The organism is Pseudomonas sp. Irchel s3b6, assembly GCF_900187415.1.
GTDB lineage: Bacteria > Pseudomonadota > Gammaproteobacteria > Pseudomonadales > Pseudomonadaceae > Aquipseudomonas.
The window spans coordinates 54240-79285 of record NZ_FYDM01000016.1 but is presented as its reverse complement, the minus strand read 5'-3'; the positions used below and the strand labels follow the sequence as shown (position 1 = coordinate 79285).

The following is a 25046-nucleotide window of genomic DNA, read 5'->3' as shown; positions in this document are numbered from 1 at the left end:
AGGTGTCGGCCCCATGCTGCGTGCTCTGTTATCGCTGCTGCTCTGCGGCTTGCAGCCACTCTCTGCCTACGCCAGCCAACTGCCGATACCCGAGCAAGGCACGGCCTTGCGTATCCAGGGCTCCAACACCATCGGCGCCGCCCTGGCCCCTGCACTGGTCAAAGGCTTGATGCACGAGCAAGGCCTGCTCAAGGTCCACAGTGAAGCCTCGGGTAACAACGAGCAACGGATTGTCGGCCAGACAACTGAAGGTCGCCAGGTGAGCGTGGACATCGCCGCCCACGGCTCCAGCACCGGCTTTGTTGCCCTGAACAACGCCCGCGCCGACCTGGCGGCTTCCTCGCGCCCAATCAAGGACAGCGAACGGGTGGACCTCCAGGCCCTTGGCAACCTGAAAGCCCCCAACGCCGAGCATGTGATCGCCATCGATGGCCTGGCCATTATCCTGCACCCGGACAATCCACTGACCCAATTGAACACCGACCAGTTGGCACAGGTCTTCAGCGGTGAAGCGACCACCTGGGAACAACTCGGTGGCATCGGTGGGCCAGTGCACCTGTATGCCCGGGATGACCGGTCGGGCACCTATGACACCTTCAAGGAGCTGGTACTGAGTGATCGCGGTAACACACTGGCGGGTTCGGCCAGGCGATTCGAGTCCAGCGAGCAACTGTCCGATGCGGTCAGCCAGGACCCACAGGGCATCGGCTTCATCGCGCTGCCCTATGTGCGCCAGGCCAAGGCGGTGGAGATTGTCGACGGAGCCTCGCAACCCATGCTGCCACTCAACAGCCTGATCGCCACCGAGGACTACCCCCTGTCCCGCCGGCTGTATTTCTACCTGCCGCCCAACGCCGACAATCCATGGGCCCGGGCGCTGGTGAGTTTTGCCCAGAGCCGCAAGGGCCAAGCGATTGTCGCCGCCAACGGGTTTATTGCGCAGACCGTGCAGGCCATGACCGTCCCCCCGGGCGGGCAACTGCCGGATGACTACCAGGCCCTTGCCCGGCAGGCACAGCGGCTGACGGTGAACTTCCGTTTCGAGGAAGGCAGCGCCAGCCTGGACAACAAGGCCCGAGAAGACCTGTCGCGGGTGTTCGACTATTTAAAGCAGCACGACAAACTCAACAGACAGGTGACACTGGTTGGCTTCGGCGATGCCAAGAGCGACCCGGATCGCGCCGCCCTGCTCTCGAAACTACGGGCCATGGCGGTGCGCCGTGAACTGGCGAAACGGGGTGTGGTGCTACGGGAGGTCCGTGGTTTTGGCGCACAGATGCCGGTGGCGGCCAACAGTGACGATGAAGGGCGCGTCAAGAATCGCCGGGTAGAGGTCTGGGTCTACTGACACCGCCTCACTGCGACGATTCAGGCTTGCGAATCAGGTAAGTGTCCATGATCCAGCCGTTGGCCAGCCGCGCGGCTTTCCTCACCCGCTCTACCTCGCCGGCCACCTCCTTGAGCTTGCCGGCGATCAGAATCTCATCCGGCGTGCCCAGGTAGGCCCCCCAGTAAATCTGTAGTTCCTGATCGGCAATCTGCTGATAGGCGTCTTGCGCATCCAGCATCACCACCAGGCTGTCGGCATCGCTGACCTGCCCCTGCGCCAAGCGCCGGCCGGTGGTGATTTCGATGGAGCGGCCAATGCCGTTCAACGGCACCTTGTGCTGCGCCGCCAGTGCCTGGACGCTGCTGATGCCAGGGATGACCTCGAACTCGAAGAAGCAGCGACCCGACTCGAGGATCGTCTGCAAGATCCGCACAGTGCTGTCGTACAAGGACGGATCGCCCCACACCAGAAACGCCGCACATTCGCCATCCGCCATGTGATCGTTGATCAGCCGTTCGAAGGTCCGTTGCTTGTCGCGATTAAGCGCCTCGACACTGGCGTTGTAGTCGGTATCGCCGCGAACGCGCTCAGGACTGTGGGCTTCGACGAAGCGGTAACCCGGATCAGTGATATAGCGCGCGCAGATGTCGCGACGCAGGTCGATCAAGGTGTCCTTGCTCTGGCCCTTGTCCATCAGGAAGAACACATCGACCCGGTTCAGCGCCTTGACCGCCTGCATGGTGATGTAGTCGGGATTGCCCGCGCCGATACCGATAACCAGCAACTGCTTCATCAATGCTCCTCCTCGGCGGGTGCGACCCTATCGGTCAAGCGCAATCGCCAGCGGCCATTGAAGTGCAGCTCGACGCTTGAGAGTGGCAGGACATCGATCTGGTGGAAGGCCCCCGGTGGGCACTGCAGGGCTTGCAACAGGGCAGCGCGAATCACGAACGGGTGGGTGATGGCCAGGAAATGCCCGGGCCTTGTGCTGAGCTCATCCAGCCAGAGCCCCACTCGCTGGCACAGTTGCGTCACCGACTCCCCGCCATGGGGGGCTGCGTGCGGATCGCCGAGCCAGACCTGCAACGCTTCAGGCTCGGCCTTGTGCAAGTCGTTGATGCGCAGCCCGTGCCAGCGTCCGAAATCGTAATCCCTCAGCGCCGGCACGCACTGCACGTCGCTACCAAATAACGCTGCGGTCTGCCGGGCACGGATTTCCGGCCCGGCGAGCAGCTGTGGCGGCTGCCGGAATCGACCGGCCCGGCTGCCCTTGACCGTCTGCCAATCCATTTCCAGTGGCTCATCCATCGGAAAGCGCGCCAGTTTTTGTGCGACGGTTCTGGCATGGCAGATCAAGGTCAAGCGGGTTACCGACACGTAGGAGCACTCTGAAATAGGGGTAAAAAAAGGGCAAGCAATCAGCATGCAAATACATTCGTGGCGGAACAACGGGCGCCGGCGAGCCTCTATACCCGTACAGGGTGAAACTTCTGCGCCGAAGCGGTCCTACAAGGAGCCGAGTTTTTACACACCAATATGTAATACCTTGCGCCTATCGCTTAACCCTTTTAATCCATTATCAGACAAGGACTTCGCGATTTTTCATCACTTTGTCAGCCACTGAAAAAAATTCACCGACCGGCCCGCATAATGCTGCAGCACCTACGGGGGATCAACTACTATGGAAAACTGCAGAGCCGCGATCCGGCAACCCTTTTAGCGGTTGCCAGCCGCACATTGGCGCCCCTCGCCATCAACCGACAGAGGCCGTTGAGCGATACACCCGACGGACGCTGACAGGGGTTGGCCAACCGCCATAGCAACGCGTGGAAACCGACAGTGATAGTCAAACCTGGCAACGGAAACCGCCAGGTCATTCAGATACAGGAGTACATCCATGCTGGCTTTACGCCCAGTTCAGTTATCCGACCTCCCCCAGTTGCAGCAGCTTGCACGTGAAAGCCTGGTGGGCGTCACGTCCCTGCCAGACGATACCGAGCGTCTACGCCAGAAAATCCTCGGTTCCTGCGCTTCGTTTTCCAGCGAGGTGCAGCGCAATGGCCCGGAAAACTACTTCTTCGTGCTTGAGGATCTGGCCAGCCAGCAGCTGTTGGGCTGTTCGGAGATCCTCGCCACCGCGGGTTTCAACGAAGCCTTCTACAGCCTGCGCAATCGCCCCTTTACCAGTGAGTCCCGTGAGCTGAACATCCATCACGGCGTGCCCGCGCTGTCGCTGTGCCAGGACCTGAACGCCCACACTCTGTTGCGCGGCTTTCATATCAACGCCGAGCTTGAACGTACGCCTCTCTCGGAACTGCTGTCGCGGGCACGACTGTTGTTCATCGCCGCCCACCCCCAACGCTTTTCCGACGCGGTGATCACGGAGATCGTCGGCTACAGTGACGATGCCGGCGAGTCACCCTTCTGGAACGCCTTGGGCAAGCACTTCTTCGACCTGCCCTACACCGAAGCCGAACGCCTGTGCGGCCTGCAAAACCGCTCCTTTCTTGCCGAGTTGATGCCGCACTACCCGATCTACGTGCCCATGCTGTCACCCGAGGCCCAGGCGTGCATTGGCAGGATTCATCCCGATGGCCAGGAAGCCTTCGATATCCTTGAGCGTGAAGGTTTCGAAACCAACAGCTACATCGACCTGTTCGACGGCGGCCCCACGCTGTTTGCGCGCCCCCCGAGCATTCGTTCGATCGCTGATTCGCGTCTGGCCGTTGCGCGGGCAGGTACACAGGCCCTTGGCAAGACACCGTACCTGGTCAGCAATGACGCCCTGCCACACTACCGGGCAATGGTCATCGAGCTGGACTGGAGCGCAGGTGAACCGGTCATGCTCGATACCGCCACGCTGGGTGCCCTGCAACTGGCCGACGGCAGTCCGGTCCGGCTGGTTGCCCTATGACCTGGGTCTTCGGCATTCAAGGAGCCCCATCATGATCGTGCGCCCGGCTCAACTGACTGACCTGCGTGCGCTGCTGGCACTGGCACAACGCGCCGGCCCCGGCTTCACCACCCTACCCGCCAACGAAGAGCGCTTGAGCCATCGCCTGCGCTGGGCCCAGCGCACCTTCGCCAACCAGGTTGAAAAGGCCGACGCCGACTATCTGTTCGTACTCGAGGATGACGACCAGCAAGTCATCGGTATCAGCGCCCTGAGCGGTGCCATTGGTCTGCGAGAGCCCTGGTACAACTACCGCCTGGGGATGACGGTCAATACCTCGACAGACCTGGGTATCCAGCGCCAGATCCCGACCTTGTTTCTGAGCAACGAAATGACCGGCCAATCGGAAGTCTGCTCGCTGTTCCTGCACCCGGATCAGCGCCGGGGCCATAACGGTCGCCTGTTGTCCGTGGCACGCTTGCTGTTTGTCGCCGAATACCCGCAGTTGTTCGGTGAAAAACTGATTGCCGAGCTCCGGGGCAGCGCGGATGAACAAGGCTGTTCGCCCTTCTGGGACAGCCTGGGCCGGCACTTTTTCAAGATGGATTTCAGCCACGCCGATCACCTGTCCGGGCTCGGCAACAAAGCCTTCATCGCCGAACTGATGCCGCGCCAGCCGCTGTACACCTGCCTACTCACCGAACAAGCCCAAGCGGTGATTGGCAAGGCCCACAGCAATTCGGAACCGGCCCGCAGAATCCTTTGCGCCGAAGGTTTTTCCCATCAGGGCTACATCGACATCTTCGACGCCGGCCCGGTGATAGAAGCCCGGATACCCGACATCCGCGCCGTGCGTGACAGCCAGACGCTGGCGCTGGCCATCGGCACACCCGACGACCACGCACCGACCTGGCTGATCCATAACCGGCGCCTGGAAAATTGCCGCATCACCACCGCGCGCGCCCAACTGCACGGCAACCACCTGCTGGTCGACCGCCTGATCGCCAAGCGTCTGCAGCTGCAGCCGGGCGACTCGGTGCGGGGCGTGCCGTTGTTCAAGCAACAGCAGCAGGCAGTGGCCGCGTAAAGGTTCAAACACACGCTCAAATCACCCGCGCCGGATGCTGCTGGCGCGGGTCGCCGAGCTGCGCGCGGGCGGCTTCCGGGCATATGACGAAGACCGCTTGTTCAGCGGAGCCCCGGATCGCCACAACTGGATCATCGTCGGCAAAAAAGAAATCTACATCCCGTACCACAACTACCGGATCGATGAACCCAGCGTGAGCGCTGACCAGATCCTGTGTTGCGTGGCGTCAAACCCTGACCGCAACCGTGAATCGCGCTTATTCCAGCTCCATTCATGACAGGCATGGGCTACAGTGTCGCGAATCTGGAAAAAGGAGTTGCCATGGGATTTTCAACGGAAGAAACGCAAACACTGTTAAGCGTCAAAGGAGTCGGCCCGACAGTCGTCCGTCGGTTGGAGCAATTGGGGTTCAGCTCACTGGCGCAACTGGGCCAGGCCAATGCGCTTGAGATCGTGACCCAGGCGTCGGCCATCGTCGGGTCCAGTTGCTGGAAGAACAGCCCCCAGGCACGAGCAGCGATTGAGGCGGCAATAACCCAGGCGAAAATGCTGGCAGATTGACAACAAAAAACCCGCGCATGGCGGGTTCTCTGTCTATGGGGTCAAGTCCTTTTGTCTGATCAATCTGCACCTGCGAATGTGAGAATTTCGTGAAAAGAGCCGCACCTCATTAAAAAACTGACAGACGGGAATGCGGCCATTTACTTGAGCTGGGAACCGGCCTGTATCCACGGCCCTGGCACCGTCGGCTCCCCCCCATCGACCCATGCCTTGCTCGTCGGATCCTCCACCTCCGGGACCGGTTCGCGTCGGGCGCCCGCCGGACAAGGGGTGAGCCCCAATGGGTTGACCCAGCCCGTCGGGTTCGGTGTGTAGAGATAAGCGTTGAGCCCACCTGCCAGCCTGTTCGCAGCCGGGGTCAGGTACCGGCCAAGGCCCGGGCTGTAGTAGCGATGCATGTTGTAGTGCAGGCCACTTTCAGCGTCGAAGTACTGCCCCTGAAACCGCAGTGGCTGCTCCAGCGGCTCCTCACCGAAGTGCCTGAGGCTGGCGAGTTGGCCATGGGCGCGGTAGGTGGCGACCCAGGCGATCTCGCCGCGGCTGTCCGTGAGCTCCTGCGGGGTGCCCAAGTGATCGAGCTGGTAGTAGAACGAGCGCGCTGGCCCCGAACCGTGACGGTCAAGCATCGCCAGCGGACGGAACGTGCCGGGCTCGAACACGTAGCTACGATCATGCTCGCCGGAGCATTCGGCGACCAGTTGCTCGCCTTGCCAGAAGAATTCGCAAGTGTTGCCATCGACTGTTTTGGCCGTGCGCCGACCAAAGGCATCATAACGGTAGGTCGCCAAGCGGCCACTGGGCAGGATCACGCCGACCAATCGGTGCTGACAGTCGTAGCGGTACTGGGTCACGAGCGAGGGATCGCTAGCCTGGCGCTCACAGACCAGGTTGCCAAAGGCGTCATATTCACAGAGACGGTCGCCTTGCCGGCCGTTGCCGAGCGGGTCGTAGGTGAACTGCTGCGTCGCTTCGCCACGCGCGTGACGCACACGGACCAGACGGTTACGTGCATCGTAATAGTAGCTGCGCTGGCCGTGGCGACTGTCGGCGATGGTCGCCAGGTTGCCGTTGACCCCATAGCTGTAGTGGCGCATGTACAGCGGACGGTCGGGTCGGCTGAGCGCATGAACCTGCAACCGACCCTGTTCGTCGTAGTGGTAGTCGCTGAGCAATGGGCCTTGCTGGCGCTCCTGCTCGCGACCGGATTCAAAGTGATGACGGGTCAGCCGCTCGCCATCGAAATCAATGGCAGACAACATACCGTCCTCGGCGTAGCGATAGTCGAGGACGCGGTTGTCCGGCAACTGCACCTGGTTGAGTCGGCCAGCTTCATCGTAGCGGTAACACAAGCGAGCCCAGCCCTGATGCTCGCTGATCAAGCGGGCCTGGAGGTCGTACGTGAAGTTGAGTGGCCAGTGATTGCCATCTTCGACCCTCAGCAGTCGGCCGAGGCTGTCGTAGCCATACTCGACCTGATTGCCATCTGGCAAGGTCTTGATCAGCAGGCGCCCTACCCCGTCACGCCGGTAACCGGTGATCAGTGTAGCGCCGTCATCGCCGAACTCGGTTTTCTCCAGCAGATGCCCCTTGGGGTCGTAGCGATAAGTCGTGCGCCGCCCGTCGAAACCGGTTTCCTGCTCGATCAGTCCGGTGCGGCCGTACACCAGCCGATACTGTTCGCCAATCTCGTTTTCGATCTCGCAGAGCAACCGCCGGGCATCGTCATAACCATAACGAAGCTGAGTGCCATCGGCATTGATCCGACGCCTGAGCAGGTGCAGTTTGTCGTCGTACTCGTAGCATATGACCTGCCCCAGCTCATCCTGCTCGGCCGTCACCTGGCCACGGTCGTTGTAGCTGAAGGTGCGGATTGCGCCGTCCGGCAAGGTCACGTGCAGCCGTCGGTCCTGGACGTCATAGCGGTACTGGGCAGGTGCGAGCATCCGATGTCTCTGGTGCAGAATGAAGGTGAGCGATTCTGCATGAGCGAAACGGGCTGTTGATCGGGCTGCCGAAAATTCAGACTCGGCCTGGTATTTTGCAGACTAATCCTTCAAACATCTGACAAAACGACTACAGACACGCCTGTGGAACGCCGCGGTGGCGCTCCATAGGCGTGGTGCTGTCGATCCCTACGACGGCACTTGGAACGGCACAAACTCCACCACTTCCAGAGCGAACCCCGACACGGCCTTGTAGGGAACTGGCGAACTAAGCAGGCGCATTTTGCGCACATTGAGATCGCGCAGGATCTGTGCACCAACCCCCAGGGTACGTTGCGCGAACTGAGGTGGCTGGATCTTGCCGCCGCTGCGTTGACACCGTTGCTCGATTAACGTTTGCGCGGACTCCTGCTGGGCCAGCACCACCACCCCACACTCGGCCTGGGCAATGTTCGCCAGGGAACACTCCAGATTCCATTGCCGGGGCCCACCTTCGGCTTCACAACCGAGGGCATCGCGCAGGGTCGAGCCAAAGCCCTGCATTTAGTACTGAAAGCGAATATCGATACTTTGGCCCCAAAGCTTGCCGATGCCATCGCCGACTGTATTGAGCTCAGGTCATGTACACCGCACATGTTGCCACGCACAAAGGGCTGGCTTTCTGTCGATACCCTGAGTGTTCCTTTGGGTGGAGGAAGGACCGCGCGCAAGCCATTTTGGATAGTCGTCGGTGCTCACGCGTTGGTGCTGAGCGTGGCCAGTCTTGTACCGTTGATTACAGAGTCTGCGGAGCCCGAGCTAACACTAAGTGCAGCAGAGATTTTGCTTCGTGACGTTCCACCAGAGCTTGCCTTCGAGGGCGCGCTGCTGGGGAAACCTGTTCACTTTGTCGTTCAAGACTGCAAGGTCTACAGAATAAATGGCGCGTTAAAAAATAGGGAGGCACTCCTGGTTGTCGAACCTGAATTTTATCCATTTTTCACCGTCTGTGATCGGCAATTTCTCAAAGCAGAAGGGGCCGCAGTAACCGTCTGGCTTGGACGGATGGCGTTCGGAGCGGGTGGATGTTGTGCGACAGGAGGCACCTTTCGAACGACCGATGGGCGTGTATGGAAAAAAATAAGCAATGACAGTTCTCCTTGGAGAGCGGCCGAACTTAATGGAAATTGAGAAAATCATGAGTGTCTATACCCTGCTACTACGCGTATTGCTTGCTGTAACGTCAGTCATAAGCCTGCAGGTCCACGCCGAGGATAAACAGTCTTATGAAGCTCAGGCGGCAGAGGGCGCCGAGCAAGAGATGACCTGGATTCAAAAAGCCCGAGAAGGCGATGTCCAGGCAGCGTTTAATCTAGGCTACACGTATTACACACAACAGAATTACTCCGGTGCGTTGCGCTGGTATGGTAAGGCTGCAGAATTAGGTAATGCACGCGCAGCGTTTGAAATAGCGATCCTTTATAGAGATGGCGATGTTGGAGAGCCTGACGAAAAAAGAATGATTTCGTATCTGCAGCAGGCAGCCAAACGAGGCTTGGATTTAGCGCAAATGGAGCTTGGATTTAGCTACTTGCGAGGAACCGGGGTCGAACAAGATGTAATGAAAGCCATGTATTGGTATGAGCAAGCTGCCAAACAGGGCAATGCCGAAGCTCAATATACCTTGAGTACATTGTACTGGACCGATACTCGCGGCATCGAACAGGCCGCCATGGAAGCAGACGCAAGCATGAACAAAATGGACGCCGCGTATTCTTCCAACGATCGCAAAGCCGCATACTGGCTCTGTCAGGCAGCCCTGCAGCATCACGGGCAAGCTCAATTTACCCTTAGTAAAATTTATGGATCAGGGGATCATCATGTCGCCGTGGATTCGAAACAGAGCAGGCTCTGGCTTCAAAATGCGGCGAACAGCGGGCTTGAAGAAGCCGAAGCAGAATTACTTGATGTCAATGACCCCTGGTACGCCTCTTTGGGAGTTTGGGCAAGCGAGTTCCTTGGGCGCTCACCTGAAAATGCAACCTGCCCGAATATTGCAATAATTTAGATAGACCGTTCATGGTTCGCGGGCAAAGATCAGGCATTCGTTAGCTGTTACGGCGCGCATTTGAAACCGGCCCGGCTCGCATTTATCCCGTTTTTCGGCTCAATTTACTTGCACATGACAGAGTGCGCTGGATTGCCGCGCTGCCCTCGATCAAGAGTCGCAAAGGGTACATGTCGGGACAGCGGCCGACCTGGCCGATGTGTTGTAGGGTGGAGGAACGTACGTCTCTGGCGATGCGAGCTACACTGGTGCTGCCACACAATCGAAGCATGCGGAACGGGACATCATCTGGTCGATAGCTGCGCGGCTGAGAAGTTAGCAGCATTATGGCATAAGCAACGAGCCTCCTTGACGGATCAAAATCGTATATATGAACCTAATCATCTCATTTCTTACCATTTCCGCACTCAGCGTATTGGCGGGTTGCGGTTACCAGGACTCTCCCCCGCTTTTTTCTAGCGAGAAAATAGAAAAGCTACCCACTGAATTCGCAGATTATAAATACATCGACGAAATCACAGAGTTCGAGAATCACACCATTGAAAAGTTTAAAACTCCACCGCGAGCCACAGTCGAACACAACATTAATAAAGTCACAAACAACGTTATCATTAAAGTCGCAACAGACGTTGACGACAGTACCCGCCTGTACGAATTCTACAAACTGGACACCTCTGGAAATATTATTGACAGACGTCAATTTACAAGAAGCTTCCTGATAAAGGAGAACACCGGCGATGAAGAAATGGTTGATGGTGTTTTTCTGGTAAACAAAGAGAAGGCTTACTACTCCACCTGGCCATTCAACGGTGACAATACAAAGAAACCGTTTACTCCCATCAACCAAGAGTTAACCTGGAGTACCGAACAGGTCGACGCTTACTACAAAGAAGTCGTAAGAAAAAGCGCGCGACTGGATGACGTTGCAGCTTGGGAAAAAATCAGCCCGCAAGAAAACAAGCGACGAATTCGAAAAATATACTATCTTAACTCAACGAGCGAGTGGTACATCCTGTACGGGAATTCATTAAAATCTGATTATTCTGGCAAAAGAATATCAGGCTTCAACACCTTATTCACAGACTTCACTGACACTGAACGTAGTTTTGGACGATATGTACCGCCAAACAACATAACAATCCCATATTTCGAAAGACAAACATACAGTAAATTCTGCGCCTCAGATCAGGTGGGTTGCCACATGTCTTACAGTTGGGATGGCGTGGGTTATTATCAAGTGACGGTGGGTGAAAGCAGCTTGAAGTTCAAAAACAAAGGCAGCTTGTCCCGCACTGACTTCAAGGGTGAAACTTTTCCACCCAAAGAGAGCTTACTCGTAGATTTTGCTTACTACACAAATCCAAATTTAAAATACTCTCTATTTTCAGCGAATGAGCACCTTTATATAATTAAGCGAAAATAACCATTTCAAACGCATCAATTGACCATGAAAATGATAGCAAGGCCACTCTTGAAAGACGACTCAGCGCCCATTGACATTAAGCATGCCGCCCTGTGAAAACCATACAGCGAGCAAATAATGAGATTTACATCGTTAGTAGTAATTTACGCGCTTAGCCTCCTAACGACGGCTTGCAGCAATGTGGTTTACCCCATCCCGACCGGAACGATAGAGAGCACAGGAAGTGTGACCACTCCATTACACGACGACGGTAAAGAAATCATATCGGCAACATGGATGGCAAGTGACTTTTCTATCGAACTTGAAAGTGCATCTTCTGGAGACACTGTGGGACTCCTCATTAAAACAAGTGGCTATACACCAGGAGAAAAGATTACGGTCTTGCTTGATGACAAAAAAACCAATGACGATGGGGGTAGCTATAATATCGTGAGAAAAATAATAGGCACCGTAGATAAGCACGGCGAAGTCAGAACATCCATTAAACCCTAGGATTTGTACGAAATCAGTCGAACCTCATTTGAACCCTGCAAGCGTCGCGATTCAGTAGAGTCCGCGCCCATCAAAGGCAAGAGCCCACGATGGCCAAACATCATAGGTTCGCTTTGCGGGCCTACAGCCGGACCTCACCTTTGAGGATGTCGAACAACGCCTGGGCCGCCGTCGACAGTTCGGCACCGGGGCGGGTCAGCACGCCGATGGCGCGTTCGATGGTCGGTTCACTCAGGGGGATACAACGGGCGCCGAGCTCGCGCATCTGTTCGGCGCACAGGGCAGGTACGGCGCTGACACCCAGCCCGCTGGCGACCATGCGCCCGACCGTGGCCAACTGATGACTTTCGAACGCCACCGGCAACCGGGTCTGGCTCGCCTGCAGGTGTTCTTCCAGCATCACCCGCACCGTGGACGGTCGTTGCAGGGTAATGAAGGGTTGTTCCAGCAGGGTGTTCCAGTCGATTTCAGTCAACTCGGCCAACGGCGAATCACTGGGCACCACCGCGATAAACCGGTCGAGGTACAGCGGGGTGAATTCCAGCGAAGAACTCTGCATCGGCTCGAAGGCCACGCCCAGCTCCACCTGGCGGTCGCGGACCATTTCCAGCACCTGTTCGTTGATCACATCGTTGACCGTGACGTTGACCTTGGGGTAGCGGGCACGGAAAGTCTTGAGGATCGGTGGCAGCAGGTTGCCGGCAAACGAAGGCATGGCCGCCAGGGTCACCCGGCCGCGCTGGAGGGTGAAGCGCTGGCGCATTTCGTCCTCGGTGTTGTCCCAGTCGGCAATCAGCCGTCGGGCCAGCGGCAACAGCGACTCACCTTCCGGGGTCAGCGCCACGTTGCGCGTGGTCCGGCTGAACAACCGTCCGCCCAGGCTTTCTTCCAGCGCCTTGATGGTCAGGCTCAACGCCGACTGCGACAGGTGCAGGCGCTCACAGGCCACGGCGAAGCTCAGGCTCTGGGCCACTGCCAGAAATGCCCGGATCTGCTTGACGGTCATCGGTCGTTCCACTCCCGCTATCAGTTGCAGGCTGCACGCTGTTCGCAGCCAATTAATGAGACTTATCAATCAATCTAACCTAAAAATCAATTTAACAAATATATCCATCGGCGCAACACTGCTCCCCTACGGCTAGCCAGCCGCCCACAAAGAACAAAAGAGGTGCATATGGCAGGTTTCGACAAGCGCGTGAGTTCCTATGAAGAGGCCATGGCCGGCCTTGAAGACGGCATGACCGTGATTGCGGGTGGCTTCGGCCTGTGTGGCATTCCGGAGAACCTGATCGCCGAAATCAAACACAAAGGCACCCGCGACCTGACCGTGGTTTCCAATAACTGCGGCGTCGACGGCTTTGGCCTGGGCGTACTGCTCGAAGACCGCCAGATCAGCAAGGTGGTGGCCTCCTACGTGGGCGAAAACGCCCTGTTCGAGAAGCAGTTGCTCAGCGGCGAAATCGAAGTGGTGCTGACCCCGCAGGGTACCCTGGCGGAAAAAATGCGCGCAGGCGGCGCTGGCATCCCGGCCTTCTTCACCGCGACCGGTGTCGGCACCCCGGTGGCCGAAGGCAAGGAAATCCGTGAGTTCAATGGCCGTCCGTACCTGATGGAAGAATCCATCACCGGCGACTTCGCCATCGTCAAAGGCTGGAAAGCCGACCACTTCGGCAACGTGGTCTACCGCCACACCGCACAGAACTTCAACCCGTTGGCGGCCACCGCCGGCAAGATCACCGTGGTCGAAGTCGAAGAGATCGTCGAGCCTGGCGAACTGGACCCTACCCAGATCCACACCCCCGGTATCTACGTTGACCGGGTCATCTGCGGCACGTTCGAAAAACGCATCGAACAGCGCACCGTGCGCAAGTGATCCTCGCCCCCAGCCCGACGAACAACGGAGAATAAAAAATGGCTCTTACCCGCGAACAAATGGCTCAGCGCGTCGCCCGCGAAATGCAGGACGGCTACTACGTGAACCTGGGCATCGGCATTCCGACCCTGGTCGCCAACTACATTCCCGAAGGCATGGAAGTCATGCTGCAGTCGGAAAACGGCCTGCTCGGCATGGGCGCCTTCCCGACTGACGACGCGGTCGACGCCGACATGATCAACGCCGGCAAGCAAACCGTTACCGCCCGCACTGGCGCGTCGATTTTCTCCTCTGCCGAATCCTTCGCGATGATCCGTGGCGGCCATATCGACCTCACCGTGCTCGGTGCCTTTGAAGTCGACGTACACGGCAACATCGCCTCCTGGATGATCCCTGGCAAACTGGTCAAGGGCATGGGCGGTGCGATGGACCTGGTGGCCGGTGCCGACAACATCATCGTCACCATGACCCACGCCTCCAAGGACGGTGAGTCCAAACTGCTGTCCTACTGCAGCCTGCCGCTGACCGGTGCCAACTGCATCAAGCGCGTGCTGACGGACCTGGCTTACCTGGAAATCCACAACGGTGCATTCATCCTCAAGGAACGTGCGCCAGGTGTGAGCGTCGAGGAAATCGTCAGCAAGACCGCCGGCAAACTAATCGTCCCTGACCATGTTCCGGAAATGCAGTTCGCCTGATTCGCGTACTGAGGAGATATCTGATGCAAGAAGTCGTGATTGTCGCCGCCACCCGTACGGCCATCGGCAGTTTCCAAGGCGCACTGGCCAGCATTCCGGCACCGGAACTCGGCGCGGCGGTGATTCGCCAGTTGTTGGCGCAAACCGGCCTGGCGGCCGATCAGGTCGATGAAGTGATCCTGGGCCATGTGCTGACCGCCGGCTCGGGGCAGAACCCTGCCCGTCAGGCCGCGATCCTCGCCGGCCTGCCCCACGCGGTACCGGCGATGACCCTGAACAAGGTCTGCGGTTCGGGCCTCAAGGCCCTGCACCTGGGCGCCCAGGCAATTCGCTGCGGCGACGCCGAAGTGATCATCGCCGGCGGCATGGAGAACATGAGCCTGGCCCCCTATGTGTTGCCGGCCGCTCGCACCGGCCTGCGCATGGGCCACGCGAAGATGGTCGACAGCATGATCAGCGATGGCCTGTGGGACGCGTTCAACGATTACCATATGGGCATCACCGCCGAGAACCTGGTGGACAAGTACCAACTGACCCGCGAGGAACAGGACGCCTTCGCCGCGGCCTCGCAGCAAAAAGCCACGGCCGCCATTGAAGGCGGACGTTTTGCCGACGAGATCACGCCGATCCTGATCCCCCAGCGCAAAGGCGATCCGTTGTCCTTCGCCGTGGATGAACAACCCCGCGCCGATACCAGCGCTGCGTCACTGGCCAAGCTCAAGCCGGCCTTCAAGAAAGACGGCAGCGTCACCGCCGGCAACGCCTCGTCGCTCAATGACGGTGCCGCTGCAGTGCTGCTGATGAGTGCCGACATGGCCCGCCAACTGGGCCTGCCGGTCATGGCGAAGATCGCCGCTTATGCCAACGCCGGCGTCGACCCGGCCATCATGGGCATTGCCCCGGTGTCCGCCACCCGCCGCTGCCTCGACAAGGCCGGCTGGAGCCTGGAACAACTGGACCTGATCGAAGCCAACGAAGCCTTCGCCGCTCAGGCACTGGCGGTTGGCAAAGAGCTGCAATGGGATGCGGGCAAGGTCAACGTCAACGGTGGCGCCATTGCCCTGGGCCACCCGATTGGTGCCTCGGGTTGCCGCGTGCTGGTGTCGCTGGTGCACGAGATGATCAAGCGCGACGCCAAGAAAGGCCTCGCCACCCTGTGCATCGGTGGTGGTCAGGGCGTGGCACTGGCCCTCGAACGGGCCTGAGTCTTCAAGCGTTCAACAGTCAGCGGACGGACCCACGATATCCGCGCGCTGGCTGGCAACACACCCGGCGTGACTTCGGTTGCGCCGGGTTTTTTATGCCTGACACCAACAGGGTTATCGCAGTAACGCGGACCTTTGCAGGAGCGAGCAAGTGCGACATCACCAAGGTGAAACCCTGGACGAATTGATCTTCCGATCGCGCGCTTCAGCCTGATCGCCATCACCTGGCGCAGTTCAATCATCCAGCGGCTGAGGAGGTTTGGCGGGTTTGGCGGGTTTGGTCCCTTTGCCGCCCTTGGCAGGTGGAGTTTCCACCACCGGAGGGGGTGGCGGCATCGCTTCTTTCTCGGCGGCAGGCAGTTGGTCAACGGTATCGAACACCACCTTGGTCTCGATCGGCCCCAGGTGGTCGAGCTTTTTCTCGCCGTCCTTGCCCACCAGGATGACCTTGGTCTCGCCGCTGACACCCAGTTTCAGTTCGCGGATCAACGCCATGGTGGTTTGCGCGTCAAGGTCCTTGCCGTCGCGTTGGCCCATGAGGTTGACCACGGTGTAGAGCACCATGTTGCGTTCTTGAAAGGCTTTCTTGTTGGCCGGCTCATCCAGTGATTTTTTAAGATTGACCAGCGTCGGGTCGATGCTGCTGGGGGCGATGACAATCAGTGGGCGGGTCTTACCGCGTTCCTGGGCCAGGGGTGCGTCGCTATCGGCAGCGAACAAAGGCCCGGAAACAGCGAGCAGCGTAGCGAGGGTCAGTGACCGAATGAGCATGCGCATCTCCTTTTGACATCCACGCTATATGATTGCGCATCAAGGCGAAAGATCCAGATCAGCTGCCTGAAATTTCTGTCGCCATGTTGCCAAGCTTAGGTCAGCGGGCTTAATCCGCAACTTGATCCCGGGCCGCGAACTAGCCTGAAGAGACAAGCCACAATGCAGGATCACGGAGGTTTCAGCCATGAGCGTGCAACTCAATCACACCATCGTCTGGTGCCGCGACAAGCAGCGTTCGGCACCTTTCCTGGCCAACCTGCTCGGGCTGCCCGCCCCGACACCCTTCGGCCCGATGCTGATCGTGAAGTTCGATAACGGAGTGTCGCTGGACTACTACGACAATGACACGATCAGCCTGCAGCACTATGCCTTTCTGCTCGACGACCCGACCTTCGACCAGGTGTTCGCGCGCCTGACGGCGCAAGGGCTGCCGTACTGGGCGGAGCCCGGCAAACAACGCCCCGATCAGATCAATGAAGTGGGTGGCGGGCGCAGGGTGTACTTCGATGACCCGGACGGCCATCTGCTGGAAATCATGACCCGCCCCTAGCGTCCGTTTGTCCAGATGCCCGCGGCAAACATCCCGCGATCAACGCAGGGTGTGTTGACGCGGACTACACTCAAATTGTCTCCAGTAGGGGGACATAGCCAAATTCGCGTCCATCAGCAGCGTGCCTGCCCATTACCACGCTCATGACGCTGGAACCAATGGCCATTCATAATCGTCCTGTGGGGCCCTGCCCCACAGTGACACCCAGCAGGACGACGGCATCGCGTCCAAACTGCCCGGACATACCCTGTGTCCGGGCATTCGCGTGGCAGACGGCATGGCCTCGCATCACGTCTGCGCGGTTGCCCTGATCATCCATCCGACCACCGCCTGAAAGGTCGCTGTCATTGCACGCCTCCTCGTTCGCCGGTGGCCTTTTTTTGGGAGAGCCGGCGATGGACGAAGGCAAACTGAATGACTTCATGGGCAAGTTGGTGACCGACATGGGCGGCGCGGCGATGCTTGCCAACGTGATTCTGGGAGAAGAACTGGGCTTGTATCGGGCGATGGCCGACAGTCAACCCGTCACCCCCGAGGCACTGGCCGGCAAGACCGGTTGCAATGCCCGGCTGCTGCGTGAATGGCTTAGCGCCCATGCGGCTTCAGGCTACATGGAGCACAGCGACGGCACGTTCCGCCTGCCGGAAGAACAGGCCCTGGCGCTGGCCGTCGAAGACTCACCGGTGTACGTCGCCGGCGGTGCCGTGGTGATTGCGTCACTGTTCCATGACAAGGACAAACTGGTCACGGCCATGCGCGGCGATGGCGCACTTGCCTGGGGTGATCACCACACCTGCATGTTCAGCGGCACCGAGCGTTTCTTCCGGCCCGGCTACCGTGCGCACCTGGTCGGCGAGTGGTTGCCGGCACTTGAAGGCGTGGTCGATAAACTGCAAGCCGGGGCCAAGGTGGCGGATGTCGGCTGCGGTCACGGCGCTTCAACCGTGGTCATGGCCAAAGCCTTCCCGGCCTCGACCTTCGTCGGCTTCGACTACCATGCCCCCTCCATCACCACGGCGACCCAGCGCGCCGAGGAAGGCGGCGTGGCGGACCGTGCACGCTTCGTCCAGGGCACGGCCAAGAATTACCCTGGCAATGATTACGACCTGGTCTGCTACTTCGACTGCCTGCACGACATGGGCGACCCGGTAGGCGCCGCCAAACATGCCTATCAATCGCTCAAGCCCGACGGCACGGTACTGTTGGTCGAGCCTTATGCCACGGACCAGCTCGACCAGAACGCGACCCCGGTCGGACGGTTGTTCTACGCGGCATCGACGTTCATCTGCACGCCCAACTCGCTGTCGCAGGAAGTCGGCCTGGGGCTCGGTGCACAAGCGGGTGAAGCACGGCTGCGAGATGTCTTCATCGAGGCCGGCTTCAAGCAGTTCCGCCGGGCAGCCGAGACACCGTTCAACCTGATCCTGGAGGCGCGCAAGTAACGTCCTACACTCAAAAGCCACTACTCCCTGAGACATATAAGTAACCTCCTACTGGCGTGTCGGGTCCTGGGGCACCCTACACGCCATACATAAACGCTTACATCCATCGATTGGCGACCCGCCATAAACCACCTACAGTTGGCCACCTCTCGACGTCACTGCTTGCTCTGCGGGAGCGGCGCAATTCTTCAACCTTCAGGGATACAGGTTCAATCATGCACAACGCCTCTCCAACCCGGCTGGGCCTGCTCAGCGCTTGCCTGCTGATGTTCGGTACCATCCACTCTGTCAGCGCCAACGAGCAAGACCTGCGGATCAAAGCCGTGGTGGACGCCAACCTCAAGCCAGTGATGCAGGAGCAGGACATTCCCGGCATGGCCGTCGCGGTCACGGTGGAGGGCAAGGTGCATTATTTCAATTACGGAGTGGCGTCCCGAGAAAGCGGCCAAGCCGTCGACAATGACACCCTGTTCGAACTCGGGTCCGTCAGCAAAACCTTCACCGCAACCCTGGGCGCCTACGCCCTGGCCACCGGCCGAATGACCCTGAGTGATCCGGCGAGCAAGTACTGGCCAGCGTTGCGCGGCAGCATTTTCGACAACGTCAGCCTGCTCCAGCTCGGCACCTACAGCGCGGGCGGCCTGCCCTTGCAGTTTCCGGCCGACGCCGACGACGCGCAGCGCATGCTCGGGTATTTCAAACAGTGGACGCCACGCTACCCCGTCGGCAGCCACCGGCAGTATTCGAATCCAAGTATCGGGCTGTTCGGCTATCTCGCGGCCCGTAGCCTGGGCAAACCCTTCGATGACGTGATGGAGCAAGACCTGCTGCCAAGACTTGGCCTCAAGCACAGCTACCTCAAGGTCCCGCAAGACCAACTGAGCCATTACGCACAGGGCTATGACAAGTCCAACGCACCGGTCCGGGTTGGCCCCGGAGCCCTGGATTCCGAAGCCTATGGCATGAAGTCCAGCACCGCGGACCTGATTCGCTACGTCGAAGCCAACATCACCCCGGTACGGCTGGAGCCTGCGCTGCAAGCGGCAATCGCCACCACCCACACCGGCTTCTACAGCGCCGGCGAAATGACCCAGGGCCTGGGATGGGAGCTCTACCCCTACCCGGTCACGCTGGATCGACTGCAAGCGGGCAACTCGTCGGACATGGCCCTGCAAGCGCAAGCAATCACCTGGCTCACGCCAGCGCAATCGCCGCAAACCGATGTGCTGATCAACAAGACCGGATCAACCAGTGGTTTCGGCGCCTATATCGCCTTCGTGCCCAGCCGGAAAATCGGCATCGTGATTCTGGCGAACAGGAACTACCCCAATGCACTCAGGGTAAAAGCCGCCCACAGTATCCTCAGTGCACTGGAGTCGCGCGATTAGAACGCCAGCTTGTAGCCGATAAACACCAGCATGGTGGCCAGGCAAGGACGCAGTACGCCATCGGAGATCCGCCCGGACAAGTGACTGCCGACGTAGATCCCCGGCAACGAGCCCATCAACAGGAACCCCAACAGGTGCCAATCCATGTTGCCCATGCTCGCATGCCCCAGGCCCGCCACCAGGGTCAGCGGCACGGCGTGGGCGATCTCGGTGCCCACCAGGCGCTTGGTGGCCAGGAACGGATAGAGGACGAACAGCGCCACCGTGCCCAGGGCCCCGGCACCGATGGACGTCAACGCCACCATCACACCGAGCAACGCCCCCGTGCCGACCGTCAGCAGGTTCAGGCTCCTGCCGCTCAGGTGGTAGTGGTCGCCCGCGTGTTTATGGGCGAAGGCCAGCAGACGACCCTTGAAGAAGATGGCCAGCGCCGTCAACAGCAGCACAAAACCCAGGGCCTGCCTGATGATCGCGTTGGTCGCTTGCGGATCGGTATTCAAGTACTTGAGGAACAACAGGGTCAGCGCCACGGCAGGCACGCTGCCCGCCGTCAGCCAGCCGGTAATTTTCCAGTCGATGTTGCGGTTCTTCTGATGAACCAGCACACCACCGGACTTGGTAATCGCCGCATAGAGCAGGTCGGTGCCGACAGCCGTGGCCGGGTTGATGCCGAACCACAGCAGGATCGGCGTCATCAGCGATCCGCCGCCAACTCCGGTCATCCCGACAATGAACCCGACAAGCAAGCCTGCAACTACAAATCCAACGTTACCGAAGTCCATTGCCATACCTTACCGAACCAGCGTGACGACCTGAAAAAGCTGGCAGCAGCATAGCGATTTTTCTTATAACCACTTATACCAATATGATCTGACTTTATAACCTGCGACCCGCCCTGCTCCCTGCCACGATCAATGCCACAAGGGTCGGCAACGACCCTGTCTGAAGTACCGGGTTGGACCCTAGACCGTCTTGCCCCTGGCCTGCTGCTCCAGATGCACCTGCAATTGCGGATCGATGCTCAGTGCCGCCGCCAGCTCGTCAAGATACGTACGTTCGGCCTCCTGCTGGTCGTCCACCAGCATGACACTGGCCAGGTACATTTCCGCCGCGATGCCCGGGTCGGTCGCCGAGGTCGCGACATCGGCCGCGTCCAGTGGACGGGCAACTTCCTCATCGAGCCATTGCTGGAGGTCCGGGTCATCGGTGTGACGACCGATCTCGGTGCTGATCGTCTGCTTTTCCTGCGGGTCGATGCGACCGTCCGCCTTGGCCGCCGCAATCAATGCCCGCAGGACCGCATGGCTGTGATCTTCGACTTCAGGCCCACCCAGCAACTGGTCAACCGTCTGCGGTGCCTGTCGAGGTGCCGATGCCTGCTGCCGTTGCCAGCTCTGGTAAGCCTGGAACGCCAGCATGCCCAGGGACGCCAGCGCGGCATAGTTGGTCCCGCCCGAACGGCCCTGGGTTGAACCGCCAGCATTACCGCCCGCGCCCCCCAGCATCCCGCCCAGTCCACCGAGCAAGCCACCCAGCCCGCCCATCCCCGCCCCACCGGAACCAGCGCCGCCGCCGGCGCCGCCCAGCAGGCCGCCGAGCAATCCGCCCAGATCGCCCAGGCCGCCTTGCCCTGCCAGATCACTGCCGCCCTGTTGGCTCATCGAGCCCTGGCCGGCCCGCAACAATTGTTCAAGCAGATCGCTGGTGTTCATGACGGTGTCCTCTTCGAAGGCAGTAATTCAGTCAGGCAACGATAGCCCTCGCGGCCGATTGCGCCATGACCGTCCGACCGAAGCAACAATGCAGGTTGATATTTTTATTTTCATTTTGTTGATTTGTGATTTATTTCGTGTCAATCATAGTCGCCATGGAGGCACTCCCGCCAGACCGGACGGCACTCACTCCCAACCCCAACCCACGGAGTCAACAAGATGAACAAGACAGGACTTCTGGCTGCTCTGGCACTTTTCGCCGCCAGCACCCTCGCCCACGCCGACGAAGACAGCCTGCGTATCGGTATCGAGGCCGCGTACCCACCCTTCTCCTTCAAGACCCCGGAAGGCAACATCAGCGGATTCGACTACGACATCGGCAACGCCCTGTGCGCAGAGATGAAGGTCAAGTGTCTGTGGGTGATCCAGGAATTCGACGGGATGATCCCTTCGCTGAAAGTGCGCAAGATTGATGCGGTGCTGTCGTCGATGTCGATTACCGACGACCGCTTGAAGTCAGTCGACTTCAGCAAAAAGTACTACCACACCCCTGGCAAGTTCGCGATGAAAGCCGGCCAGGTCATCAACGACCCGCTGATCGATCTCAAAGGCAAGAAGGTCGGCGTGCAGCGCGCTTCGACCTACGACCGCTACGCCACCGAACAACTGGCGCCGGCCGGGGTCGATGTCGTGCGCTACGCCTCCCAGAGCGAAGCCTCGCTGGACCTGGCCTCGGGCCGGCTGGATGCGACCCTCGCCGACATCGTCAACACCAACGAGAGCTTTATCAAGACCCCGGCCGGCAAGGACTTCGCCCTGGTGGGCCCGGACATCAACGACCCGAAATACTTCGGCCGGGGCGCCGGCATCGCACTGCGTAAGGGTGACGCGCAGAACACCGTGCGCCTCAACGCGGCCATTGATGCGATCCGTGCCAATGGCACGTACCAGCAGGTGATGGACAAGTACTTCGCCTTCGATATCTACGGCGAGTAAGCCGATCCGTAACGCTGGCGTGGGCCCCGGGCCGACGCCACTTCTCTTGTTGGTCCCGCGCGCCTGGCGGCGTTGCGGGAGAGGACCCTCATCATGCTTCACGGCTACGGATCGAGCATTCTCGATGGCGCCTGGCTGTCGATCAACCTGGCGCTGAGCGCCATGGCACTGGCCATTACCCTGGGCCTGATCGGCGCGGCGTTTCGCCTGTCACCGCTCAAATGGCTGGCGACACTGGGCGAAGGCTACACCACGGTGATTCGCGGCATTCCCGACCTGGTCCTGATCCTGCTGATTTTCTATGGCGGCCAGGACCTGGTGAACCGCATCGCCCTCGGGCTCGGCTACACCCACTACATCGACATCAATCCCTTTGTGGCGGGTGTCTGCACCATGGGTTTCATTTTCGGCGCCTACCTCTCGGAAACCTTTCGCGGCGCCTTCATGGCCATCCCCCAGGGGCAGGCCGAAGCCGGGGCCGCCTACGGCATGAGCGGCCTCCAGGTGTTCTGGCGAATCCTGGTGCCACAGATGATTCGGCTGGCCATTCCCGGCTTCACCAACAATTGGCTGGTGCTGATCAAGTCCACCGCGCTGATCTCGGTGATCGGCCTGCAGGACATGATGTTCAAGGCCAAGAACGCCGCCGATGCGACCCATGAACCCTTCACGTTTTTCCTCGCGGTGGCGGCGCTGTACCTGGTGATCACCAGTGTCTCGCTGCTGGTATTGCGCGGGCTGGAAAAACACTATTCGGTCGGCATCAAAGCCGCCGATCTTTGAATGGGAGCTCCGCTGATGCTCGACTACACCCTGATCTGGGACAACCTGCCGCTGTATTTCAATGGCGCGTGGCTGACCCTCAAAGTGCTGCTGATTTCCCTGGCCTTCGGCTTGGTGCTTGCCATTCCACTGGCACTGATGCGCGTGTCGCGCTCACCCCTGATCAACGCACCCGCCTGGCTCTACACCTACGCCATCCGTGGCACGCCCATGTTGGTGCAGCTGTTCTTGATCTATTACGGCCTGGCGCAGTTCGAAGCGGTTCGCCAGAGCCCGCTGTGGCCGTACCTGTCCAGCGCCACGTTCTGCGCCTGCCTGGCCTTTGCCATCAATACCAGTGCCTACAGCGCGGAATTGCTGGCCGGGAGCCTGAGGTCCACCTCCAGCGGCGAGATCGAAGCGGCCAGGGCCATGGGCATGTCACGCCTGACCCTGTACCGGCGCATCCTGCTGCCCTCGGCCCTGCGCCGGGCGTTGCCGCAATACAGCAACGAAGTGCTGATGATGCTGCAGACCACCAGCCTGGCATCCATCGTCACCCTGGTGGACATCACTGGTGCAGCGCGCACCCTCAGTTCGCGGTACTACCTGCCGTTCGAAGCCTTCATCACCGCCGCGCTGATGTACCTGGTACTGACCTTCATTCTCGTGCGCCTGTTCAAGCTCGCCGAACGCCATTGGCTGGCCTACCTGGCCCCACGCAAGCACTAAGGAAATCCCATGCAGCACATTCAACACGTTCTGCCCTGGAGCGCCACGGGCACCGAACGCACGCTCTCGCTGTTTCGCTTTGGCAGTGGCGCGCGCAAGGCCTATATCCAGGCCTCCTTGCACGCCGATGAACTGCCCGGCATGCGCGTGGCGGTCGAGCTCAAGCGTCGTCTTCGAGAGCTGGAGGCACAAGGCCGGTTGACCGGGGTCATCGAACTGGTCCCGGTGGCCAACCCCATCGGCCTCGGGCAAATGTTCCAGGCCACCCACCAGGGCCGCTTCGAATTCAATAGCGGCAAGAACTTCAACCGCGACTTCCCGGACCTGGCCGACGCCGTGGCCAGGCGCCTGGAAGGCCGGTTGGCCGACGATGCCGAGGCCAACGTGGCGATGATCCGTCGCGCCATGCTCGAGCTCCTCGCCGACCTGCCGCCGGCCGGTTCGGAACTCGACGGCCTGCGCTATCGGCTGATGCAGCATGCGTGCGATGCCGATCTGGTGCTGGACCTGCACTGCGACTTCGAGTCGATCATGCTGCTGTACGCCCTGCCGCAAAACTGGCCGCGCCTGCGTTCGTTGGCGGCACGCCTGGGAGCCGGTGCCGCGCTGTTGGCCGAAGGCGCCGGGGGCAATGCCTTCGACGAAGCCTGTGCGATGCCCTGGTTACAGCTGGCCGAACGGTTCCCCCAGGCCAACATTCCCCTGGCCTGTGTGGCAACCACCGTCGAACTGCGGGGCATGGCCGACACCGGACGCGAACAGTGCACCGCCAGTGCCGAGCAGATTCTCGGCTATCTGGCCGAACAGGGCCTGATCGACGGTGAATGGCCAGACGCACCGTCGACCGACTGCCAGGCAACCCCCTTTGCCGGTGCGCAATATGCCTGTGCCCCCCATCCCGGGGTGGTCAGCTTCCTGCAACCGCTGGGCGCCCGGGTCAAGGTCGGCGACCCGCTGTTCGAAGTCATCGACCCACTGACCGACCGTCACAGCGTGGTCACCGCCACCACCGACGGCATCCTCTACGCCCGCGAACGCCTGCGCTTTGCCCAACCCGGCTTGTGGCTGGCCAAGGTCGCAGGCGCCACCCCCATTCGCCAAGGTCGCCTGCTCAGCGACTGACTCCAGAGAATCGAGA

The 25046-nt window shown here is 59.8% G+C and carries 25 protein-coding genes and 3 pseudogenes; 20 read left to right on the top strand and 8 right to left on the bottom strand.

Features of this window, described 5'->3' with window-relative positions; all coding sequences use genetic code 11:
* Window positions 1-13 precede the first annotated feature (13 nt).
* Complete coding sequence (locus CKW07_RS21245; RefSeq protein ID WP_095146900.1) at window positions 14-1348, top strand: substrate-binding domain-containing protein; 1335 nt, start codon at window positions 14-16, stop codon at window positions 1346-1348.
* 7 nt (window positions 1349-1355) lie between these two features.
* On the opposite strand, the gene cobF is transcribed toward CKW07_RS21245, so the two are convergent.
* Together cobF and CKW07_RS21235 are read right to left on the bottom strand one after the other, a co-directional pair.
* Window positions 1356-2123: a precorrin-6A synthase (deacetylating) gene (cobF, locus tag CKW07_RS21240; RefSeq protein WP_095146899.1), complete on the bottom strand. Its 768-nt coding sequence runs from the start codon at window positions 2121-2123 to the stop codon at window positions 1356-1358.
* Complete coding sequence (locus CKW07_RS21235) at window positions 2123-2707, bottom strand: histidine phosphatase family protein (protein WP_095146921.1); 585 nt, start codon at window positions 2705-2707, stop codon at window positions 2123-2125. Before CKW07_RS21235 ends, cobF begins: the two co-directional genes overlap by 1 nt.
* Before the next feature lie 520 nt (window positions 2708-3227).
* On the opposite strand from CKW07_RS21235, the gene CKW07_RS21230 reads away from it, so the two are divergent.
* The 4 genes from CKW07_RS21230 to CKW07_RS21215 are packed head-to-tail and all read left to right on the top strand — an operon-like array spanning window position 3228 to window position 5871.
* Window positions 3228-4244 (top strand): arginine N-succinyltransferase, encoded by a 1017-nt coding sequence (locus CKW07_RS21230; RefSeq protein WP_095146898.1) that lies wholly within the window; start codon window positions 3228-3230, stop codon window positions 4242-4244.
* A gap of 31 nt (window positions 4245-4275) precedes the next feature.
* Entirely contained in the window at window positions 4276-5310 is a 1035-nt protein-coding gene (gene astA, locus CKW07_RS21225) for an arginine N-succinyltransferase (RefSeq protein WP_095146897.1), read from the top strand.
* Between the two features lie 34 nt (window positions 5311-5344).
* The gene (locus CKW07_RS25775; protein ID WP_256577087.1) at window positions 5345-5587 is read left to right on the top strand and encodes a DUF1329 domain-containing protein; all 243 of its coding nucleotides are present in this window, start codon (window positions 5345-5347) and stop codon (window positions 5585-5587) included.
* 44 nt (window positions 5588-5631) lie between these two features.
* Complete coding sequence (locus CKW07_RS21215) at window positions 5632-5871, top strand: Pathogenicity locus (protein WP_095146896.1); 240 nt, start codon at window positions 5632-5634, stop codon at window positions 5869-5871.
* A gap of 176 nt (window positions 5872-6047) precedes the next feature.
* Here the strand turns inward: CKW07_RS21215 and CKW07_RS21210 are convergent.
* Both CKW07_RS21210 and CKW07_RS21205 read right to left on the bottom strand, forming a co-directional pair.
* Window positions 6048-7808: pseudogene (locus CKW07_RS21210) on the bottom strand (RHS repeat-associated core domain-containing protein); the annotation flags it as partial.
* Between the two features lie 195 nt (window positions 7809-8003).
* Window positions 8004-8339 (bottom strand): annotated as a pseudogene (locus tag CKW07_RS21205) (bifunctional 3,4-dihydroxy-2-butanone-4-phosphate synthase/GTP cyclohydrolase II); the annotation flags it as partial.
* Window positions 8340-8447: 108 nt separating this feature from the next.
* Between CKW07_RS21205 and CKW07_RS25325 the strand changes: the two are divergent.
* From CKW07_RS25325 to CKW07_RS25320, 5 genes and pseudogenes are all read left to right on the top strand, one after another.
* Window positions 8448-8984, top strand: coding sequence for a hypothetical protein (locus CKW07_RS25325; RefSeq protein WP_141234468.1), 537 nt, complete (start codon window positions 8448-8450; stop codon window positions 8982-8984).
* A 7-nt stretch (window positions 8985-8991) separates the two neighbouring features.
* Entirely contained in the window at window positions 8992-9861 is an 870-nt protein-coding gene (locus tag CKW07_RS21200) for a tetratricopeptide repeat protein (protein ID WP_159950341.1), read from the top strand.
* A 145-nt stretch (window positions 9862-10006) separates the two neighbouring features.
* Window positions 10007-10168 (top strand): annotated as a pseudogene (locus tag CKW07_RS21195) (IS5/IS1182 family transposase); the annotation flags it as partial.
* A gap of 63 nt (window positions 10169-10231) precedes the next feature.
* Entirely contained in the window at window positions 10232-11284 is a 1053-nt protein-coding gene (locus CKW07_RS21190; RefSeq protein ID WP_095146892.1) for a hypothetical protein, read from the top strand.
* 225 nt (window positions 11285-11509) lie between these two features.
* Window positions 11510-11776 (top strand): hypothetical protein, encoded by a 267-nt coding sequence (locus CKW07_RS25320; protein ID WP_141234467.1) that lies wholly within the window; start codon window positions 11510-11512, stop codon window positions 11774-11776.
* A gap of 121 nt (window positions 11777-11897) precedes the next feature.
* On the opposite strand, the gene CKW07_RS21185 is transcribed toward CKW07_RS25320, so the two are convergent.
* Entirely contained in the window at window positions 11898-12782 is an 885-nt protein-coding gene (locus tag CKW07_RS21185; RefSeq protein WP_095146891.1) for a LysR family transcriptional regulator, read from the bottom strand.
* Window positions 12783-12950: 168 nt separating this feature from the next.
* Between CKW07_RS21185 and CKW07_RS21180 the strand changes: the two genes are divergently transcribed.
* Genes CKW07_RS21180 through CKW07_RS21170 form a run of 3 tightly spaced genes read left to right on the top strand, consistent with a single transcriptional unit; the run spans window position 12951 to window position 15552 of the window.
* Entirely contained in the window at window positions 12951-13649 is a 699-nt protein-coding gene (locus tag CKW07_RS21180; RefSeq protein WP_095146890.1) for a CoA transferase subunit A, read from the top strand.
* Window positions 13650-13687: 38 nt separating this feature from the next.
* Entirely contained in the window at window positions 13688-14347 is a 660-nt protein-coding gene (locus CKW07_RS21175) for a CoA transferase subunit B (RefSeq protein WP_095146889.1), read from the top strand.
* Between the two features lie 23 nt (window positions 14348-14370).
* Window positions 14371-15552 (top strand): acetyl-CoA C-acetyltransferase, encoded by a 1182-nt coding sequence (locus CKW07_RS21170; protein WP_095146888.1) that lies wholly within the window; start codon window positions 14371-14373, stop codon window positions 15550-15552.
* A 234-nt stretch (window positions 15553-15786) separates the two neighbouring features.
* Here the strand turns inward: CKW07_RS21170 and CKW07_RS21165 are convergent, their stop codons facing one another.
* Window positions 15787-16323, bottom strand: coding sequence for a DUF4174 domain-containing protein (locus tag CKW07_RS21165; protein ID WP_095146887.1), 537 nt, complete (start codon window positions 16321-16323; stop codon window positions 15787-15789).
* A gap of 187 nt (window positions 16324-16510) precedes the next feature.
* Between CKW07_RS21165 and CKW07_RS21160 the strand changes: the two genes are divergently transcribed.
* The 3 genes from CKW07_RS21160 (at window position 16511) to ampC (ending at window position 19706) form a co-directional block, all read left to right on the top strand.
* A complete protein-coding gene (locus CKW07_RS21160; RefSeq protein WP_095146886.1) occupies window positions 16511-16876 on the top strand; it encodes a VOC family protein in 366 nt (121 codons plus the stop codon).
* A gap of 395 nt (window positions 16877-17271) precedes the next feature.
* Entirely contained in the window at window positions 17272-18318 is a 1047-nt protein-coding gene (locus CKW07_RS21155) for a class I SAM-dependent methyltransferase (RefSeq protein ID WP_095146885.1), read from the top strand.
* A gap of 215 nt (window positions 18319-18533) precedes the next feature.
* Window positions 18534-19706 (top strand): class C beta-lactamase, encoded by a 1173-nt coding sequence (ampC, locus tag CKW07_RS21150; RefSeq protein ID WP_095146884.1) that lies wholly within the window; start codon window positions 18534-18536, stop codon window positions 19704-19706.
* Here ampC and CKW07_RS21145 read toward each other — a convergent pair.
* Window positions 19703-20488, bottom strand: a complete 786-nt coding sequence (locus CKW07_RS21145) for a sulfite exporter TauE/SafE family protein (protein WP_095146883.1) — start codon at window positions 20486-20488, stop codon at window positions 19703-19705. The two genes, ampC and CKW07_RS21145, sit on opposite strands and share 4 nt — an antisense overlap.
* Before the next feature lie 180 nt (window positions 20489-20668).
* A complete protein-coding gene (locus tag CKW07_RS21140; RefSeq protein ID WP_095146882.1) occupies window positions 20669-21418 on the bottom strand; it encodes a tellurite resistance TerB family protein in 750 nt (249 codons plus the stop codon).
* A 219-nt stretch (window positions 21419-21637) separates the two neighbouring features.
* Between CKW07_RS21140 and CKW07_RS21135 the strand changes: the two genes are divergently transcribed.
* The 4 genes from CKW07_RS21135 (at window position 21638) to CKW07_RS21120 (ending at window position 25030) form a co-directional block, all read left to right on the top strand.
* Window positions 21638-22414 carry an ABC transporter substrate-binding protein gene (locus CKW07_RS21135; RefSeq protein WP_095146881.1) on the top strand — a complete coding sequence of 259 codons (777 nt, stop codon included), beginning with the start codon at window positions 21638-21640 and terminating at the stop codon, window positions 22412-22414.
* Between the two features lie 93 nt (window positions 22415-22507).
* Window positions 22508-23197 (top strand): ABC transporter permease, encoded by a 690-nt coding sequence (locus tag CKW07_RS21130; protein WP_095146880.1) that lies wholly within the window; start codon window positions 22508-22510, stop codon window positions 23195-23197.
* Between the two features lie 15 nt (window positions 23198-23212).
* The gene (locus CKW07_RS21125) at window positions 23213-23908 is read left to right on the top strand and encodes an ABC transporter permease (protein ID WP_371850665.1); all 696 of its coding nucleotides are present in this window, start codon (window positions 23213-23215) and stop codon (window positions 23906-23908) included.
* A 9-nt stretch (window positions 23909-23917) separates the two neighbouring features.
* Complete coding sequence (locus tag CKW07_RS21120) at window positions 23918-25030, top strand: succinylglutamate desuccinylase/aspartoacylase family protein (protein ID WP_095146879.1); 1113 nt, start codon at window positions 23918-23920, stop codon at window positions 25028-25030.
* The last annotated feature ends 16 nt before the right edge of the window (window positions 25031-25046 follow it).

Excerpts from the sequence above, each read along its gene's own strand:
- cobF (WP_095146899.1), bottom strand. The coding sequence starts at position 2,123 with ATGAAGCAGTTGCTGGTTATCGGTATCGGCGCGGGCAATCCCGACTAC.
- CKW07_RS25775 (WP_256577087.1), top strand. The coding sequence starts at position 5,345 with ATGCTGCTGGCGCGGGTCGCCGAGCTGCGCGCGGGCGGCTTCCGGGCA.
- CKW07_RS21245 (WP_095146900.1), top strand. The coding sequence starts at position 14 with ATGCTGCGTGCTCTGTTATCGCTGCTGCTCTGCGGCTTGCAGCCACTC.
- CKW07_RS21230 (WP_095146898.1), top strand. The coding sequence starts at position 3,228 with ATGCTGGCTTTACGCCCAGTTCAGTTATCCGACCTCCCCCAGTTGCAG.
- CKW07_RS21175 (WP_095146889.1), top strand. The coding sequence starts at position 13,688 with ATGGCTCTTACCCGCGAACAAATGGCTCAGCGCGTCGCCCGCGAAATG.
- CKW07_RS21200 (WP_159950341.1), top strand. The coding sequence starts at position 8,992 with ATGAGTGTCTATACCCTGCTACTACGCGTATTGCTTGCTGTAACGTCA.
- CKW07_RS21215 (WP_095146896.1), top strand. The coding sequence starts at position 5,632 with ATGGGATTTTCAACGGAAGAAACGCAAACACTGTTAAGCGTCAAAGGA.
- CKW07_RS21180 (WP_095146890.1), top strand. The coding sequence starts at position 12,951 with ATGGCAGGTTTCGACAAGCGCGTGAGTTCCTATGAAGAGGCCATGGCC.
- CKW07_RS25325 (WP_141234468.1), top strand. The coding sequence starts at position 8,448 with ATGTTGCCACGCACAAAGGGCTGGCTTTCTGTCGATACCCTGAGTGTT.
- CKW07_RS21130 (WP_095146880.1), top strand. The coding sequence starts at position 22,508 with ATGCTTCACGGCTACGGATCGAGCATTCTCGATGGCGCCTGGCTGTCG.
- CKW07_RS21155 (WP_095146885.1), top strand. The coding sequence starts at position 17,272 with ATGGACGAAGGCAAACTGAATGACTTCATGGGCAAGTTGGTGACCGAC.
- CKW07_RS21120 (WP_095146879.1), top strand. The coding sequence starts at position 23,918 with ATGCAGCACATTCAACACGTTCTGCCCTGGAGCGCCACGGGCACCGAA.
- CKW07_RS21165 (WP_095146887.1), bottom strand. The coding sequence starts at position 16,323 with ATGCTCATTCGGTCACTGACCCTCGCTACGCTGCTCGCTGTTTCCGGG.
- CKW07_RS21190 (WP_095146892.1), top strand. The coding sequence starts at position 10,232 with ATGAACCTAATCATCTCATTTCTTACCATTTCCGCACTCAGCGTATTG.
- CKW07_RS21125 (WP_371850665.1), top strand. The coding sequence starts at position 23,213 with ATGCTCGACTACACCCTGATCTGGGACAACCTGCCGCTGTATTTCAAT.
- CKW07_RS21170 (WP_095146888.1), top strand. The coding sequence starts at position 14,371 with ATGCAAGAAGTCGTGATTGTCGCCGCCACCCGTACGGCCATCGGCAGT.
- ampC (WP_095146884.1), top strand. The coding sequence starts at position 18,534 with ATGCACAACGCCTCTCCAACCCGGCTGGGCCTGCTCAGCGCTTGCCTG.
- CKW07_RS21135 (WP_095146881.1), top strand. The coding sequence starts at position 21,638 with ATGAACAAGACAGGACTTCTGGCTGCTCTGGCACTTTTCGCCGCCAGC.
- astA (WP_095146897.1), top strand. The coding sequence starts at position 4,276 with ATGATCGTGCGCCCGGCTCAACTGACTGACCTGCGTGCGCTGCTGGCA.
- CKW07_RS21185 (WP_095146891.1), bottom strand. The coding sequence starts at position 12,782 with ATGACCGTCAAGCAGATCCGGGCATTTCTGGCAGTGGCCCAGAGCCTG.
- CKW07_RS21160 (WP_095146886.1), top strand. The coding sequence starts at position 16,511 with ATGAGCGTGCAACTCAATCACACCATCGTCTGGTGCCGCGACAAGCAG.
- CKW07_RS21140 (WP_095146882.1), bottom strand. The coding sequence starts at position 21,418 with ATGAACACCAGCGATCTGCTTGAACAATTGTTGCGGGCCGGCCAGGGC.
- CKW07_RS21145 (WP_095146883.1), bottom strand. The coding sequence starts at position 20,488 with ATGGACTTCGGTAACGTTGGATTTGTAGTTGCAGGCTTGCTTGTCGGG.